This window comes from Nostoc sp. NMS2 (assembly GCF_017115105.1).
Taxonomy (GTDB): domain Bacteria; phylum Cyanobacteriota; class Cyanobacteriia; order Cyanobacteriales; family Nostocaceae; genus Nostoc.
Genome location: NZ_JABXKH010000046.1, coordinates 62,816 through 79,339 on the forward strand (window position 1 = coordinate 62,816; position 16,524 = coordinate 79,339).

Here is a 16,524-nt window from a genome sequence, read left to right on the forward strand (position 1 = left end):
TTCACATAATATTTAATGGGTCTACATCAATAGTTAGGCTAACAGACAAAGGACAAAGCGATCGCACATCTTCCCAATCTGGCAATTGTGGCAAGGCATCGGGAGCAAATTTAATCAATATCTGCCAGCGATAACGATTAGCTACCCGTAAAATACTTGCTGGTGCTGGCCCTAATATCTCGAATTCTTCTTCTGTACTCAAGGTTGTGGCAATAATTTGCGCTGTATTTTGCACTTGAATGGGATCGAGACTACTTAAACGCAACAAAATTAACCGCCCATAAGGGGGATAATTGAGGGCTTGGCGTTGTTCTAGTTCAGCTTGGGAGAAAGAGTGATAATCGTGCGATCGCACTGCTGCAATTACCTGATGTTCTGTAGTGTAAGTTTGTACAATCACCCTCCCCGGATCGTCTCCTCTACCAGCACGTCCAGCGACTTGAGTCAAGGTTTGAAATGCCCGTTCACTGGCGCGATAATCTGATAAATTTAGCAATCCATCGGCGGCGACAACGCCCACAAGTGTCACCTGTGGTAAATCTAAACCTTTGGTAAGCATTTGCGTACCCACTAATAAATCCGCTTCGCCGTTGGCAAACTGGGTGAGTAGGGTACGATGTGAGCCTTTGTTACGGGTGGTATCGCTATCAAAACGAATCAAGCGTAACTCTGGGAATTGTCGCGCTAATTCTTGCGTGACTCGCTGAGTACCGCTACCGAAAAATTTCAGGTAAGGGGAACTACAATCGGGGCAAAATTTGGGGTGCGATCGCGCATAATTACAATAATGACACCGCAATAATTCTGGCGCTTTTTCTTCGGTGTGGTGATACGCCAGCGATACGTCACAGTGCGGACAGTCCAACACATATCCACAACTGCGACAAGAGACAAAAGTACTGTGTCCCCGGCGATGGATAAATAAAATTCCCTGTTGTTTTCTCTCTTGCAACTGTTGCAAAGCTTCTTGCAACGATCTACTAAATATAGAACGATTTCCCTGCTGCAACTCTTGCCGCATATCGACTATTTCCACGGGCGGTAAAGGGCGGGAGTTGATGCGTTCGGGCAAACTTAAGTAATAACCCCTATCTCCTGCCTCCTGCCTCCTGCCTCCTGCCTCCTGCCTCCTGACGCTTATCCAACTCTCCAAGGAAGGGGTAGCGGAACCTAACAATAAGGGGCAATTTTCTAATTCGGATCGCCACTGGGCGACAGTACGGGCGTGGTAGGTGGGTATGGGTGAGTCTTGCTTAAAGCTGCTGTCGTGTTCTTCATCTAAAATAATTAAACCCAAGTTGGGCAAAGGGGCGAAAACGGCGCTGCGCGTACCAATCACAACTTGGGGTTCTCCTGTGAGCATTTGCCGCCAAGTGTCATAACGTTCTCCGTCGGAGAGGGCGCTGTGATACACGCTGACTTTATTACCAAAACGGGCGCGAAAACGATCGGTTAGCTGGGGTGTAAGTCCAATTTCTGGGACTAAGACGAGGGCGGATTTGCCTTGGTTGAGGAGAGGTGCGATCGCTTGCAAATATACTTCGGTTTTTCCTGAACCTGTCACCCCATGCAATAAAACTTCAGCAAATCCATCTAGTGTTTGGATTGTCGCTAAGGCGCTAGCTTGGGCAGCAGTTAAAGATTTAGCCCCATCGCCTGCTAATGCTGGCCCCTGTTCGGTTCGCAATACTTCCCGTTCTTCAATAACGATGTAACCTTTTTCCTCCAGCCCTTTCAGGGTAGGGGTAGTTGTTTTACAAATCTGTAGGAATTCATTTAACCACAACTCCCCACCACGCCGCCGCAGCACTTCCAAAATCTCTCGCTGGCGGGTAGTTAAATCGCTATCGATTGTACCTGTGAGCGTGACTGCTTTTTGCAGCTTTGGTCGAGTCAACCGTGGCGGTTCTAAATAGCTTTCTACTAACCCGAATCGCAACAACTCCCGAATTCCCCGATAGGCAGATTTGACTTTTTGTTGAAGGTAGACGAAACTATAATCCCCTGCCGGCTGCCCTTGCAAAAGTTCCCAAACTTGCCGCGCCGTTGGAGTCAAAAAAGCTGAAGGATTAGGAGATGCCAGTAAATAACTACTGCCCCCTGCCCCCTGCCCCCCGCCCCCTGCCCCCCCTCCTCTCACAAGGCGGATACGACGCTGCGATCGCCCCAGCAACCCTGGTGGCAGAGCAACCCGGATTACTTGAATTAGAGGCGTATAGTAATATGCAGCAACTCGATTGAGTAATTCCCAATAAGCACTTGGGAAAAATCCTACGCTGACTATATCTTCTACTTCCCGGATTTTTTCTGGTGCTAAATCGACATTTGGTTGTGCCAGTAACCGAATTGCGATCGCTCCTAATTGTTGTGCCCCAAATGGCACGCTTAAAATATCCCCTGGTTTTATTTCTAACTGGGCTGGCAATCGATAAGTAAATAATCCTGTACTTCCTGGACAGTCTACCAGTACTTCAACCCACCTATTAAGAGTTGTACCTGAATGGTACGATTCACTCGGTTCAGCCACCACTAAAGGAGATAAACTTATGTCATTAATATACATAGTTCCTGACTTTAAAGTTAGATGTTTTCCTCACATAGCTGGTCAAAATTAACCTAGCTAACTAAACTCTAATTTTTTGCTTTCTTAAATTTAAATAGTATTTCTCAATACTGTTATCCTTCATAATACTTGATAAGTTTCCTCTTATGTAATCTACTAGACAAATTCGTATCAACTATACGTGCAATAAATATTTGGTACCCACTATATCAATAAAAGCATGTCGGCACTTGCTGCAACAGTTGCTCTATCTACTAAATAGGGAGTAGCCTTTTTCCGCCTATCGATAGATATTCAACTCTTTCTGTATATGAGATGCTTTTATACAAATAAGATCATCCCAAAATTAAGCTGCCATTATTGTAATTTGTATTATTTGGGTAACTTGAAATTGGGAATGCATAACCCCATCACCAGGTTTTAAATTTATCTAGTGACTTCCAATACCTAAACAGAAAAATATATATTTAGAAAAATATATGAAAGTTTAAGAAATTTGGATGGTTAGCTGAGATTTTTATGTTTGTTCAGGTTGAGAAAGTTTGAGGGGGGTTTGACATATTTGGTAATTAAGAAAAAAATGAAGAATATAATCTGTTAGAAGCCTGAAAAGAAAGTTTTGTTGGGTGCTAAGGTCAGTTACGTTATGGGTTGTATCTAACTGTAACCCGTAGGTTGTAGGTAGATATAGATTTTTATTCTTGAATAGAAATTAGCAGAAGCTTTATTTCACCAGATAAAGGGGTGCATTCGTCCATTAGGGAAAACTACCAAGCCTCAAACGAGTAGCTGTAACTAAATTATGTACCAAACAAAACAACAATCCCTAAAGGAAACTATGAATATTGTTGAATTGGGAAAAATGGAAATACTGGAGAATGCTGCTGATATTGAAGAACCATCACTCGATAGTTTAAATGCAGTGGCAGATGAAGAGCCTCCAATTGTAGTAGAGAATCTGGAATCAGATGAACGCGATGGAGATGGCATGGCGGCGGCCCGCCCTTCGGGATACAATAAAACCGAACATGATGATGCCGTCGGCGCGTTTTTTAAAGAGATGGCGCGTTATCCGCTTCTAAAAGCTGATGAAGAAGTAGAGTTAGCGCGGCGAGTTAGATTTCTAGAGGAAATTAGGGAATTACAAGCTGCTTTAAACTTAAAACTAGGACAGGAACCTACCAAACTAGAGGTAGCTTCCGAGCTAGAAATGACCGAAAAGCAACTAGAAAGTCGCTTGTATCAAGGTAGAGTAGCGAAACGCAAAATGATTCGCTCCAACTTGAGGTTAGTAGTTTCTATTGCCAAACGATATCTAAATCGGGGAGTGCCTTTTCTGGATTTAATTCAGGAAGGAGCAATGGGTTTAAATCGCGCTACAGAAAAGTTTGATCCAGATAAGGGATATAAGTTTTCTACTTATGCCTATTGGTGGATTAGACAAGCGATTACCAGGGCTATAGCTAACGATGCGCGGACAATCCGGCTACCTATTCATATTGTTGAAAAGCTTAACAAACTGAAAAAAGCTCAACGGGAACTAAAGCAAAAACTTTGTCGGAATCCTACCGAAGGTGAAATGGCAGAAGCTTTGGAAATTAGTGTACAACAACTACGCCAACTACAACAGTTACGCCGTCAAGCACTTTCTCTCAACCACCGTGTCGGTAAAGAAGAAGACACGGAATTGATGGATTTGCTAGAAGATGAAGATAACCTGTCTCCAGAAGCAAAAATGAATGAAAACATGATGCGTCAGGAGATTTGGGAAGTATTGGGTGACGTGTTGACTCCACGGGAAAAAGATGTGATTTCTCTGCGTTATGGTTTGACAACCAGCGAACCCTGTACCTTAGAGGAAGTTGGCAATATGTTCAATCTTTCCCGTGAGCGAGTGCGCCAAATTCAAAGCAAAGCGATGCGGAAATTGCGCCGTCCCCACATAGCCAAACGCTTAAAAGGTTGGTTGATTTAGTTACATTTACGAAGATAGAGACGCAATACCTGATCGTCACTTCGTTACCATTCAAAATTCAAAAATAGATATTGAATTTTGAATTACCCGGATGGTTTGACTTAATTAGCTGCAATAATTAATTTAGGGGCTGGTATATTTACATTTCTTGAGCTTCGACTACCGTAACTTTCAAAAAACGGGCATTCTGTACTTTTTTCGGCTTTTGTTTAGTCATTATTCAAAAAATTGCACAGTTGCCTATAGACTATGGACTATGAACTATAGACTATAGACTAATGACTTCGTGTAGCAATTTGATTTTGCGTTTTGCTGAACCAACTGATTACAGCGTACTTTTTCAATTAATTCAGGGACTTGCTGAGTATGAAAAATTATCTCATGCTGTCACTGGCGATGCTCTGGCACTTAAGGAGCATTTATTTGGTTCGCACAGATATATAGAAGTGATGTTAGCAGAAACCTCTGGTCAAGCTGTTGGTTTTGCCCTATTTTTTCATAATTATTCAACATTTTTGACCAAGCCCGGAATTTATCTAGAAGACTTATTTGTTTTACCAGAGTATCGTAGGCGAGGTATTGGTAAGGCTCTCATTTCTAAAGTAGCCCAAATAGCTATAGAACGTAACTGTAGACGCTTAGAGTGGAGTGTGTTGGATTGGAATGAACCAGCTAAAGCATTCTACCGTAGTATGGGAGCATCTATATTAGATGATTGGCGAATTTGTCGTGTCACAGAAGATGCGCTTATTCAGTTAGGGGCTGTCAATTGAAGAAGAATTCAGATATTCTGAATTCAGGAGTCAGAAGAGGTTGTTAGAAAAGTGTTTTCTCTGACTTTAGGCACTTTAAGATCCTCACTAACCCTGCTTAAAAGGCTATTGATTAACCGAATATTGCTTAACATTTGCGAGTTTGACTATTTTCATGTATTTGAATTACATCTGTCGTAGGGGTAATTCATGAATTGCCCCTACCGCGTGGTCTAATTACCTAAAAATGGCTGTAATCAAGAAACCTCCTCTAACTCCTAACCTTTTACACTTTTCCTGCCACAACCAAGTCTTTCTTCAAAAGTTCCACTGCTGCTTGATATTGTAGATCCGCTTCACTACCAATCTGTTCGCGGTTAATTGGGTCTTGGGAAATCACTTGATCTGGCTTAATACCTAGTTTGTTAATATCCCGGTGTTGAGGAGTTTCATACTTAGCAATTGTGACTGCCAACCCCGAACCATCTGATAATTCAAATAAAGATTGAATTAGACCCTTACCAAAAGTAGTTTCGCCTACCAACTGGGCACGACCATTATCTTGGAGTGCGCCAGCGAGAATTTCGCTAGCACTGGCAGTTCCTTGATTCACCAAAATCACCAGAGGATCGGTCGTCAGGGCTGGACCAAAGGCTTCAAAACTCCCCTGAATGCCTTGTCGATTCACAGTGTAGACGATAGTACCAGAATCTAACCACTGACGGGCAATTTCAATTCCTGATTGCAGTAATCCCCCAGGATTATTTCGTAAATCTAGAATGTAGGCAGCAGCGCCTTTTTTTTCTAGACTAGAAATAGCGTGTGCCAATTCCATTGAGGCGTTGGCATTGAATTGAGTGAGACGTAAGTAGCCAATGGACGTACCCTCAGGGGAAACACGCAATTCTGAAACCACAGGGTTAAGAGCAATGCGATCGCGCGTTAGTCTAATTTCCGTTTCTGGCTCTCCATCCCGTTCGATGAGGAGAGTAACAAGACTACCACTTGGCCCGCGCATTTTAGTCGCAGCTTCATCTAGAGTAAGATTTTTTGTGGGCACGCCTTCAATTTTAAGAATGCGATCGCGTGGTCTAATCCCCGCTTTATCTGCTGGTGAACCTGCTATAGGAGCCACTACTTCCAACTTCCCAGTCTCAGGATTCAGGACAATTTGCAATCCTACCCCAGTCAGTTCCCCAGAGGTATTTACCTTTAAGCTGCGGTACTGTTCCGGGTCTAAAAAGCGGGTAAAAGGGTCATCAAGGCTCTTGAGCATCTTCCCAATTGCCGCATAACTGGCATTTGAGTCTGCCAAAGGCTTCTCTAGAACCTTTTGCCGCACAGCCGCCCAGTTCTGATGATTAAAAGTCTCATCTAGATAAGCGCGATTAACAATTCGCCAAACTTCAGAAACCAGCTTTTGTTCCCCCGTCAAAGCCAACGCAGGCTGAGTAAGCGTACCAAACGCCAACCAAAACGCCATTAACAATGAAAATCCAACCCGAAAAACTTGTTTGTTCATGAACCCCATTATCAATTCCACGTCAACCCAAATTGCCTATAAATGCCCAGTTAACCTGTTGTTGATGAAATCTATCTCTCGATTATGTTACTTTTTTTATAGAAGTGGTGCATTTCTCTCATCAAGTTGTTCAGTCAACTGATGGTTTGTATCCACTCACGAAAGGATAAAATCTACTTTGTGTCCACCATTTTCTGTGCAGGGGCGTAAAGAGATCGCAATATATTCCTTCTTTACAGAGTGTAAAGTTTCTGAAGGCTCTTAGCACGCTGAAAGCTGACAAGCAAACGAAATAAACTCGTCTTTACTAAAATCCCAAAATTGCTAATTGGGAGAGAAGTCATAAGAGGCGGCTTATGAGAAGTCCATAGACAATTCTGTTGTTACCCTAGCCTGCTGCAACCCCTTGGGCGAACCCGCAGGATGCCGAGGCTTGGAACCATCAGAATTTTAGTCGCCGATTTATAACTTTGGGATTTATCAACCGCAACCGATTCTTAGGAACTTGAGATTGTATGGCCAATGTTTCCGACTGGTTTGAGGAACGCCTGGAGATTCAGGCACTTGCTGAAGACGTTACTAGTAAGTACGTCCCTCCCCACGTCAATATCTTCTACTGTCTGGGTGGAATTACCCTGGTTTGCTTTCTCATCCAGTTTGCCACTGGATTTGCCATGACGTTCTACTACAGGCCAACAGTCACTGAAGCTTTCTCTTCAGTGGAGTACATCATGAATGAAGTCAACTTCGGTTGGCTAATTCGCTCCATCCATCGCTGGTCTGCCAGCATGATGGTACTGATGATGATTTTGCACACCTTCCGGGTTTATCTGACTGGTGGTTTCAAAAAGCCCCGCGAACTAACCTGGATAAGTGGTGTCATCCTGGCTGTAATTACAGTTTCCTTTGGAGTCACCGGTTATTCCCTACCTTGGGATCAAGTTGGCTACTGGGCTGTAAAAATCGTTAGCGGCGTACCAGAAGCAATTCCCGTAGTTGGCGTTCTGATCTCCGACCTGCTGCGCGGCGGTTCAAGTGTTGGTCAAGCAACACTAACTCGTTACTACAGCGCACACACCTTTGTACTGCCTTGGTTGATTGCAGTCTTCATGCTGTTTCACTTCTTGATGATCCGCAAGCAAGGCATTTCCGGGCCTTTGTAATCTCAGTTATTAGCGAAAGGCAAGATTTGTCAGTTTTCAGATGAAGTTGTTTGTTTTAAACTTATGAAACACAATAAATTTAATTGCCCATAAGTTCCAACAAACACTTGTATCTGAAGCCTAAAGCTGTAAATTCCCTCCAGGCGGCTGACTGTAGATAAACAAAACGCTGCTTCCCGCCTGCTCGGTTTGCCTAGTAGCTGATAGTCTTCACAAATGCTTTAATTTAACTTAAGCAGGAGAGCAAATTTCAAAATGTCAACACAAAAAAAACCTGACCTGAGCGATCCTCAGTTAAGAGCCAAACTCGCTAAAGGCATGGGTCACAATTACTATGGTGAACCCGCTTGGCCTAATGACTTACTTTATGTCTTTCCAATCGTGATCATGGGTTCCTTTGCTGCTATTGTGGCTCTAGCTGTACTAGATCCTGCAATGACCGGTGAACCAGCAAATCCTTTCGCCACACCATTGGAAATTTTGCCAGAGTGGTATTTATATCCAGTCTTTCAAATTTTGCGATCGCTTCCTAACAAACTTTTAGGAGTGTTAGCAATGGGTTCTGTACCAGTTGGGCTAATTCTCATTCCTTTTATTGAGAACGTCAACAAGTTCCAAAACCCCTTCCGTCGTCCAGTTGCAACCACAGTCTTCCTTTTTGGTACTCTTGTCACCGTGTGGCTGGGTATTGGTGCTGCTCTGCCATTGGATAAATCTTTGACCTTGGGACTATTCTAAATTAGTCACCAGAAAGTGCTTTGACGCCTGTGAGTTTCAAGAGCATATTACAGATATGTTTTTGGAAGAAATATACAGGCGTCAATTTTAATAGTTCAGATTGTATTCGATATCTGGAGTTTTGGATTTAAAAGCTATCCCAAAATCTAAAATCGCCAAAAGTCATCAAATATAAACATTTTTCACTTAATTAACGTAAGCTGCTAGTACCGCTTCGCGTAATTCGTAATTACCGTTGCGTAAGGGTTTTAGACATTTGAAATGATATGTTTATTTCCGCCGTGTTGTACTAGTTATAAACCTCGAAATGCCAAAATCGTTCATTTTTTGTATTTTGGTACACAAAATATCTCAATTTAGATTTTTCTACATCAGAGCAATTTGGCGAATAATGCAAAATTTAATAACTAGTACAGTTCGGCGGAAATAAACAGACCATTTCAAATGTCTAAAACCCTTACGCAACGGTAATTACGAATTACGAATTACGAATTACGAATTACGAATTACGAATTACGAATTACGCGAAGCGGTACTAGCAACGTGGGTTTATTTATATTCTAAATTACAGTTAATGTTTACTATAGTGCAGCAAGACCATCTGAAGGTTAAGAGCGAACTCAGCCTCCTAAACCATGTGCAAGAATGGTTCGAGCAATTTTGTCTGCAACATTTGTCTCAACTTGGCTGGTCAAAAACCCAACTTGACCGCCTCAATTTAGCATTAGCAGAAGGCTTTACCAACGCTGTTCGTCACGCTCATCATGCTTTACCCCCAGAAACAACCATTGAAATTAACGTTGATTTGTGGATCGATCGACTAGAAATTAGAATTTGGGATTATGGAAAACCTTTCAATCCTGATGCGATCGCAGAGCCAGCCCCAGGTACTCTACAAGTAGGCGGGTATGGATGGTTTCTCCTCCGGCGGTTGGCAGACCGGGTTGTATACGAACGTGGTGCAGATGGTAGAAATTGCCTTCTCATCGTCAAATACTCTGTAGAAGCACAAAAATAAAAGTGGAGTTAAACCACTCACTTCAAAACAGAAGTATGAGCGGAAATGCCTATTACAAGATGTAGTTATTTGATTGATAAAAGTATAGTCCTTTTTCAATATTATTTGAATTGGAGTAATGTATTTTTTGCGTAAAATTGCTTAGTTATTATGATTTTTTTGTAAAATCTCAAAGAATATTTTTGTATAAAAAGAATTAGTGAATACAGTAAAGATAACATTCGAGTTATACTAGCTCCCTTGTTAATATTTGTCAGCAGTGTTGAGAGCCTGAATGTTTGTTCACCAATAAGTGGCATTTAGTCCTTAAGTAAGTTGGCATAAATAAACCAAATTATGTTACGAAACTTAACCAGGCTTAAATTCCTTACTAATGACAAGTGACAAAGGACAGCCCTTGCCAGTTAACTTTAATTGCGCCAACCTACTTAAAGAGATAGAGATAATAGGGGACAGATTATGACTAAAACAGCCCTAATTACAGGAATAACTGGTCAAGATGGCTACTATCTCAGCCATTTGCTGCTCAACCGTGGTTATCGAGTTGTAGGATTAGTACCTCCCCATCGACAACCTAATTTGACAAAACTGGGAACACTGGCGAATCAGGTAGAAATTTTTACGGTTGACTTGAGGGATAGTGGGGCGCTGTTGACCGCAGTTGAGCAACTACGTCCTCAAGAAATTTACAATTTGGCGGCTCCTAGTTTTGTACCCGACTCTTGGAACGACCCATTAGGAACCCTAGATTTAATCACTGGTACAGCTACCAGACTTTTGGAAGCAGTACGACAGGTTGGTTTGTCTACCAGATTTTATCAAGCCAGCAGTTCGGAAATGTTTGGCGATGTATTTAGTTCGCCTCAAGATGAAGAAACGCCTTTTCGTCCCAAAAATCCTTATGCTGCGGCGAAAATGCACGCCCACTGGACGATGGTGCATCACAGACAGCGCTATGGACTATTTGCCTGTAGTGGAATTTTATATAATCACGAGTCTCCTCTACGCGCACCTCAGTTTGTCACCCGAAAAGTTTCTTTGGCAGCCGCTTCGATTAAATTGGGTTTAACTGACACCTTAGAAATGGGTAATTTAGATGCCAAACGCGATTGGGGATTTGCAGGAGATTACGTAGAAGCGATGTGGCTCATGTTGCAAGTCGATGAACCAGAAGAATATGTGATTGGCACTGGTAAACTGCACAGTGTTAGAGATTTAGTTGCCACAGCTTTTGAGTCTGTCGGATTGGATTGGACGCGCCATATAGTTTTAAATACCAGTTTATTGAGACAAGATGAGCATTTTCAACTAGTAGCTAACCCCAGTAAAGCTAAAATAAACCTTGGATGGGAAACCCAAGTGAGCTTTGAAGAACTTTTAGAAAAAATGGTAAAAACAGATTTAGAGCGGTTACAAAGCGGTGCGATCGCGCCCTTAACCCAAGTGTAAATAACCTAATATGTATATCACTAAAGTGACAGAAAACCTAAAGGTAGGTGATAAAGTTAACCAAAAAACTAACCATGTCTTCGTGTTTTTAGAAATTTTTGCCCACGAAGGTGGTATTCAATCATATATAAAAGATATTTTCCGCACCTATCTGGGATTGAGCCAAGCTTACAAGGCGGAAGTATTTTTGCTGCGAGATAGCCCTGATAGGTTAAATCTGTTTGAAGACGAGAACTTAAAATTTCATTACTTTAAAAATCAGTCCCCTCATTTCGGGAGACTGCAAATGGCAGCAGCTTTACTTAAGTGTCTGTTGCAAAACCGTCCGCAGCAAGTTTTCTGTGGTCACATTAACTTAGCAGTATTAATCCAAACTCTTTGCCAGCCCTTGGGGATTCCTTACACCGTGCTAACTTACGGCAAAGAAGTCTGGGAACCTCTGAAAAATCAAGAACGTCGCGCCCTGACATCAGCAGATAGAATTTGGACAATTAGCCGCTACAGCCGCGATCGCGCTTGTCTTGCGAATGGTCTAAACCCCAAAATGGTAGAGATGATGCCTTGTGCAATTGATGGGGATAAATTTACTCCAGGTTTCAAGCAGCCAGAATTAGTTCAGAAATATGGCTTAACTGGTTCTAAGGTGTTAATGACAGTAGCACGGTTATGGTCAGGAGATATTTACAAAGGTGTAGATGTGACAATTCGGGCACTACCAAAAATCACTCAGGTTTTCCCAGAAGTGAAATATGTGGTAATCGGTCGCGGTGATGACCAACCGCGATTGGCGCAGCTTGCTGCATATTTAGGTGTGAGCGATCGCGTCATATTTGCTGGTTTTGTGGCCACAGAAGAATTAATGGAACATTACCGCCTTGCTGATGCCTATATCATGCCTTCGCAAGAAGGCTTTGGCATTGTTTATCTAGAAGCAATGGCTTGTGGAGTACCTGTCTTATCCGGTGATGACGACGGCTCGGCTGACCCCTTGCAGGATGGTAAACTGGGATGGCGAGTACCACACCGCAATCCTGATGCTGTAGCAGCAGCTTGTATAGAAATGCTTCAAGGGGATGACCAACGATGTGATGGAAAGTGGCTGCGAGAACAAGCGATCGCTTTGTTTGGTATAGATGCCTTCCAGCAGCACTTGCAAAAAATGCTTCTATCCTCAGTCATCAAGTCAAAATGACAAATGACCAATAACAAATGACTAAAATCGCTATCCTAGAAGGAGAGCAGGACGACGTTTAAAAAATGAGCTTTAAGTCATTTCAATTGAATCTTTTAAATCTCCGGCCTTGGCTCACCCTGCTGGCAGTTGTTTGGTTGCTGGCATCACTGGGCTTGGGTTGGTTGGTTAATTCGTTGCTAATTATTGTCGGGTTGCTGTTTTTAGCACCCATTGTGGCTTTTTTTGGCTTTCGTTGGTGGTTGCAACGCAACTTGGTTGCTGACCAGTGTCCCGTCTGTAGATATGAATTTACAGGTTTAAATAACAGTCAGTTACAGTGTCCTAACTGTGGGGAGTCGCTGTTAGTACAAAATAGTCATTTTCAGCGCTTCACACCAGAAGGCACAATTGATGTCACTGCTGTTGAAGTTCCAGCTAAATCGCTGGAAGATTAGTCATTAGTAACTGACCAATGACAACGGACAAATGACTAATGACTAATGACTATTTATTTTGTTGCGAGATTGAGAGGGTGTAGTTATGCTGCTGCTGGGATAGTTCGCCTACATACAGCGAGTATCTTCCTGCTTGCCAGTAACCAGAAAGTTCTGTCTTGCCTCCAGAGTAGCTATCTGCCATTACACAAAAGCGTCCCCCTGGCCCGTCGATCAACAGCGTTGGCTTCCCTTGACTCTCTGCTGTTAACCGCAAATAAGGTAGTGACTCTGTAACCTGGATAACTTGACTAGGTTCAGTGGTGATATTGCCACAATTACTTTTGACAGTTCCCCCAGACTTTCCGTTCAAAACTAGTGGATCTGGTTGGAAATTGCGATTAATTTGGACTTTTGGTGTTTGTGCCAAATTAGCCTCAGTGAAAACCAAACTCATCGCTAAAGCTGTGGAAACAATTGCAAGTAGCCGAAGCGTTTTCATTTTAATTAATGCTCCAGATTTTTTTTAGAGCAATATTGTTATACAGTCTAATTTAATTGACGATATCAATCCATCTTGGTTCCAAAAGCTACCGTATAACCTAATACCATTGAGTTAAAAATTGTTTTTGAAGATGAGATGTAGAGACGTTGCAAAGCAATATCCCCATATTTTTCATGCAAATTAACTCATCTATGATGATTCGTGGCGATCGCATCTCTACTAAAATATTTAACTATCAGTAGAATAAGTACTCACTCAAAAAGCATTATTTCTTACATTTTAAAACCGTAAAATTACTGAAAAATTAGATAAAATACCAGACAATAACAAAAAAACATAATTTTTACCTGTCAGAAAGGTATTGCACACACAGACATTAGCTAAAATCACTAAGACAACCACCAAAATTTAGTTGGCCTGTTGTCCAAAAAGTGTGCTAACTGAAGTAGATAAAGATTTATGAATCCTCAACCAGAAGAAGACTTACAGCGTCGCCTCGATCAGCTAGAGGCAGAGATTAATTCCCCACCTGGGGTGGTTCCTCAACCACAAAGACAAAAACAGATACCTCAGTCTGTTTTTGCCAACTTGAGCTTGCAACTGGAGCGATTTAAGATTTGGTTCAACGGCTTATCTGGGACAAAAAAGCTGATAGTTTCGGGTGTGACAGTGCTAGTAGGCTTGGCGATGCTGCAAACAGTGTTTAAACTAGTTGCATCTGTAATAACTCTGGCACTTTTGGCAGGGTTAGTGTATGTTGGATACAAATTTTTTGTGTCTAGTAGCTTTCAACGTAAGCAATAAGTTGATATGCAATTACTTGGCAATTTGCCCGGAGTTATGAGAGTCGGGAGCCATAATACAAAAGGCTCCTGACTCTCATAACTCCTCAATTCTATTTCAATATGCTTTTCTTTTTGCCGATTTGCTTAGTCTATATTTAATTGTGCGATCGCGGCGTAGAAATAATATCAAAGGGAATTATCCGATGACATCACCAATTGTTAGGAGAAGTAGTAATCAATCTGGTCAGTCAAAAGAACCGGAAAGAGCCAGCTCGCTGTTGCTAGCAAGTAGGCGTTTTGCTGCTTGGGCGGCTGAAATCACACTAGTGGTTGCTAGTGGGTTGATTCCCTTCGGTATTGGTGTTTATGCCAATTCTAGAAGCGATCTGAACCGAGTGCCCCTTAACCCCGTGCTGGTAGTTACGGAAAGAGCGATCGCTAGACCCCTAGCTTTACCTGTAAGCTATGGCATCCGTAACGTCGCATGGCCAACTAATATTTTATGGACAATCGCCCTGTTAGCGCCTGTAACTCTCTCGTGGTGGGAATTGTATTTACTGGCTAAAACTGGTAGCACAATTCCTAAACGCTGGTTCAAAGTGCGGGTTGTCAACGAGCAAGGGAAGCCGCCCGGATTGGGGGCAGTTGTCATTAGAGAAGGAGTTGGACGTTGGACTGTACCTATTTCCATCGCCTATCTGCTGTGGCGCTACAGCTTTGCTTTTCCGAATTTAGGATTATTCACATTTTTGTCTTTATTAATGATTGTGGGTGAAGGGATTGGCTTACCGTCGCGCCGGAGTCGTCGCGCCCTGCACGATCAACTTGCAGGCACTTATACAATAGATGCGACCCGCCCCTTACCATCCTCACTCTTAGCTAACAATAGACAAGCTCAATCTGCTGACGGTAATGATGAAGCAGAAGGGCAAGAAGAATTAGCGGCAGCCGAAACCACCCAGTCGCCCAACCTGTGGCGGCGGATACAGCAAAATCCTAACCTGACTTTATTTGGAGTAGGGCTAACGAGTATGACGGCTGTGTTGGCAACTTTAATCGGCACTCAAGTTTATATCCAAATTCAACAATCCCAGCGAGCAACTAAGCAAATTAATAGCCAACAGTTCCTCGAACTTGTCAAACAATTAACTCCCAACTCTGGGGCGACTAATGAGCAACGCCAAAGTGCAATTCTGGCTATGGGTGGTCTTAATGATCCACAGTCTATTAAATTTCTGGCGGATTTATTGGTTAGCGAAACTAACCCCAGCCTCCTGGATACGATTCAACAATCTTTGACAACTGTTGGGCCCCAAGCTATCCCCGAATTAAAAAATAAGAATCAGTTTTTAGTTAGCGAACTGGAGTCTGTGGGCAGCACCGCAACAAAAGAGCGGGAATTGCGACAAGGGCGGCTACAAAGAAACCAGAAAACAATCAACAAAATTCTCTCTGTTTACAGTGGGAAAATGGAGAGTGTTGACCTTAGTAGCACTCAATTAGGTCAAAGCGGTACTCCAAAAAGTTCCTTCTTTAACTTGGTACTAGACAACCTTGATTTATCTGGAATTAAGTTTAAATCTGCAAATCTTAACCAAGCTAGCTTTAAGGGTAGTCGCTTTCGGGGTGCGGGTGAAGATGGGCGCTGGGATACCTACGACGATGTAATGGCTGATTTAAGCCAAGCTCAGTTGCAGCAAGCCAATCTTACCGATGCTAACCTCAGTCGCGTCTTGATGAACCGGATCGATTTGAGCCGCGCCACTCTCAACAGAGCCAACTTATCCAACGCGCGTTTATATGACGCTAAACTCAACAGCACCCAACTAGTAGGAGCCGATCTGCGAAACGCAGTTTTGGAAAGAGCCAGCTTAACTGGGGCTGATTTAGGTGACGCTAAATTGAACGAAGCCAATCTTTACGCTGCCCGTTTAGGTCGTGTCACTGCGATAGGAACGCAATTATCCTTTGCCAACTTAACTAATACTGATTGGCAAGGAGCAGATTTATCAGGAGCCTATTTGGATCGTGCTAATCTCAGCAATGCTAACCTGAGCGCCACTCGTTTAGCTGGTGCTGTTTTGCGTTCTGCCCAGATGGAAAACGTTAACTTACAAAATGCTGACCTGAGTCTTGCAGATTTACGGGGGGCAAATGTGGCAGGAGCAGATTTTAAGGGAGCAATTCTCGCCCCTAGCAAAGAAGATCCAGCAGATCAATTTGTCAAAACCCCAGATTTAGGCTCAGTATCTGCCGTAGTTCAAGGGGTTGATTTTTCTCAAGCCAAAAATTTAGATCCCAAGCAATTAGCATACATTTGTACTCAAGGGGGCATTCATCCTCGTTGCCCGTAGAATGGAGGGGGCAGGGGGCAGGGGAGCAGGGGGCAGAGGGAGCAGGGGAGATGAGGGAGATGAGGCGAATAATCAATGCCCAATGCCCAATG

Annotated in this window: 13 protein-coding genes; 10 read left to right on the top strand and 3 right to left on the bottom strand. The window is 42.8% G+C overall.

What is annotated here, in order from left to right; genetic code table 11:
* Position 1 precedes the first annotated feature (1 nt).
* Complete coding sequence (gene priA / locus HWQ36_RS07595) at positions 2 to 2,563, bottom strand: primosomal protein N' (RefSeq protein WP_292700075.1); 2,562 nt, start codon at positions 2,561 to 2,563, stop codon at positions 2 to 4.
* Between the two features lie 802 nt (positions 2,564 to 3,365).
* Between priA and HWQ36_RS07600 the strand changes: the two genes are divergently transcribed.
* Together HWQ36_RS07600 and HWQ36_RS07605 are read left to right on the top strand one after the other, a co-directional pair.
* Positions 3,366 to 4,538 (top strand): RpoD/SigA family RNA polymerase sigma factor, encoded by a 1,173-nt coding sequence (locus HWQ36_RS07600; protein ID WP_292700078.1) that lies wholly within the window; start codon positions 3,366 to 3,368, stop codon positions 4,536 to 4,538.
* Positions 4,539 to 4,816: 278 nt separating this feature from the next.
* Entirely contained in the window at positions 4,817 to 5,311 is a 495-nt protein-coding gene (locus HWQ36_RS07605) for a GNAT family N-acetyltransferase (protein WP_292700081.1), read from the top strand.
* Between the two features lie 265 nt (positions 5,312 to 5,576).
* On the opposite strand, the gene ctpA is transcribed toward HWQ36_RS07605, so the two are convergent.
* Positions 5,577 to 6,821, bottom strand: coding sequence for a carboxyl-terminal processing protease CtpA (ctpA, locus tag HWQ36_RS07610; protein WP_292700084.1), 1,245 nt, complete (start codon positions 6,819 to 6,821; stop codon positions 5,577 to 5,579).
* Positions 6,822 to 7,327: 506 nt separating this feature from the next.
* Here ctpA and petB point away from each other — a divergent pair.
* The 6 genes from petB to HWQ36_RS07640 all read left to right on the top strand — a co-directional run bounded on the left by petB (position 7,328) and on the right by HWQ36_RS07640 (position 12,809).
* Positions 7,328 to 7,975, top strand: a complete 648-nt coding sequence (gene petB / locus HWQ36_RS07615; RefSeq protein WP_094332660.1) for a cytochrome b6 — start codon at positions 7,328 to 7,330, stop codon at positions 7,973 to 7,975.
* A 255-nt stretch (positions 7,976 to 8,230) separates the two neighbouring features.
* Positions 8,231 to 8,713, top strand: a complete 483-nt coding sequence (gene petD / locus HWQ36_RS07620; RefSeq protein WP_292700097.1) for a cytochrome b6-f complex subunit IV — start codon at positions 8,231 to 8,233, stop codon at positions 8,711 to 8,713.
* A 574-nt stretch (positions 8,714 to 9,287) separates the two neighbouring features.
* The gene (locus HWQ36_RS07625) at positions 9,288 to 9,731 is read left to right on the top strand and encodes an anti-sigma regulatory factor (protein ID WP_292700100.1); all 444 of its coding nucleotides are present in this window, start codon (positions 9,288 to 9,290) and stop codon (positions 9,729 to 9,731) included.
* Between the two features lie 459 nt (positions 9,732 to 10,190).
* Positions 10,191 to 11,180: a GDP-mannose 4,6-dehydratase gene (locus HWQ36_RS07630; RefSeq protein WP_292700102.1), complete on the top strand. Its 990-nt coding sequence runs from the start codon at positions 10,191 to 10,193 to the stop codon at positions 11,178 to 11,180.
* A 10-nt stretch (positions 11,181 to 11,190) separates the two neighbouring features.
* Complete coding sequence (locus tag HWQ36_RS07635) at positions 11,191 to 12,372, top strand: glycosyltransferase family 4 protein (protein WP_292700105.1); 1,182 nt, start codon at positions 11,191 to 11,193, stop codon at positions 12,370 to 12,372.
* A gap of 65 nt (positions 12,373 to 12,437) precedes the next feature.
* Positions 12,438 to 12,809, top strand: a complete 372-nt coding sequence (locus HWQ36_RS07640; RefSeq protein ID WP_163931695.1) for a hypothetical protein — start codon at positions 12,438 to 12,440, stop codon at positions 12,807 to 12,809.
* Positions 12,810 to 12,858: 49 nt separating this feature from the next.
* Here HWQ36_RS07640 and HWQ36_RS07645 read toward each other — a convergent pair whose 3' ends face one another.
* Positions 12,859 to 13,290: a hypothetical protein gene (locus tag HWQ36_RS07645; protein WP_292700111.1), complete on the bottom strand. Its 432-nt coding sequence runs from the start codon at positions 13,288 to 13,290 to the stop codon at positions 12,859 to 12,861.
* Positions 13,291 to 13,752: 462 nt separating this feature from the next.
* Here HWQ36_RS07645 and HWQ36_RS07650 point away from each other — a divergent pair, with 462 nt between their 5' ends.
* Together HWQ36_RS07650 and HWQ36_RS07655 are read left to right on the top strand one after the other, a co-directional pair.
* Positions 13,753 to 14,097, top strand: a complete 345-nt coding sequence (locus tag HWQ36_RS07650; protein WP_292700114.1) for a hypothetical protein — start codon at positions 13,753 to 13,755, stop codon at positions 14,095 to 14,097.
* A 184-nt stretch (positions 14,098 to 14,281) separates the two neighbouring features.
* Positions 14,282 to 16,432 carry a pentapeptide repeat-containing protein gene (locus HWQ36_RS07655; protein WP_292700117.1) on the top strand — a complete coding sequence of 717 codons (2,151 nt, stop codon included), beginning with the start codon at positions 14,282 to 14,284 and terminating at the stop codon, positions 16,430 to 16,432.
* Positions 16,433 to 16,524 lie beyond the last annotated feature (92 nt).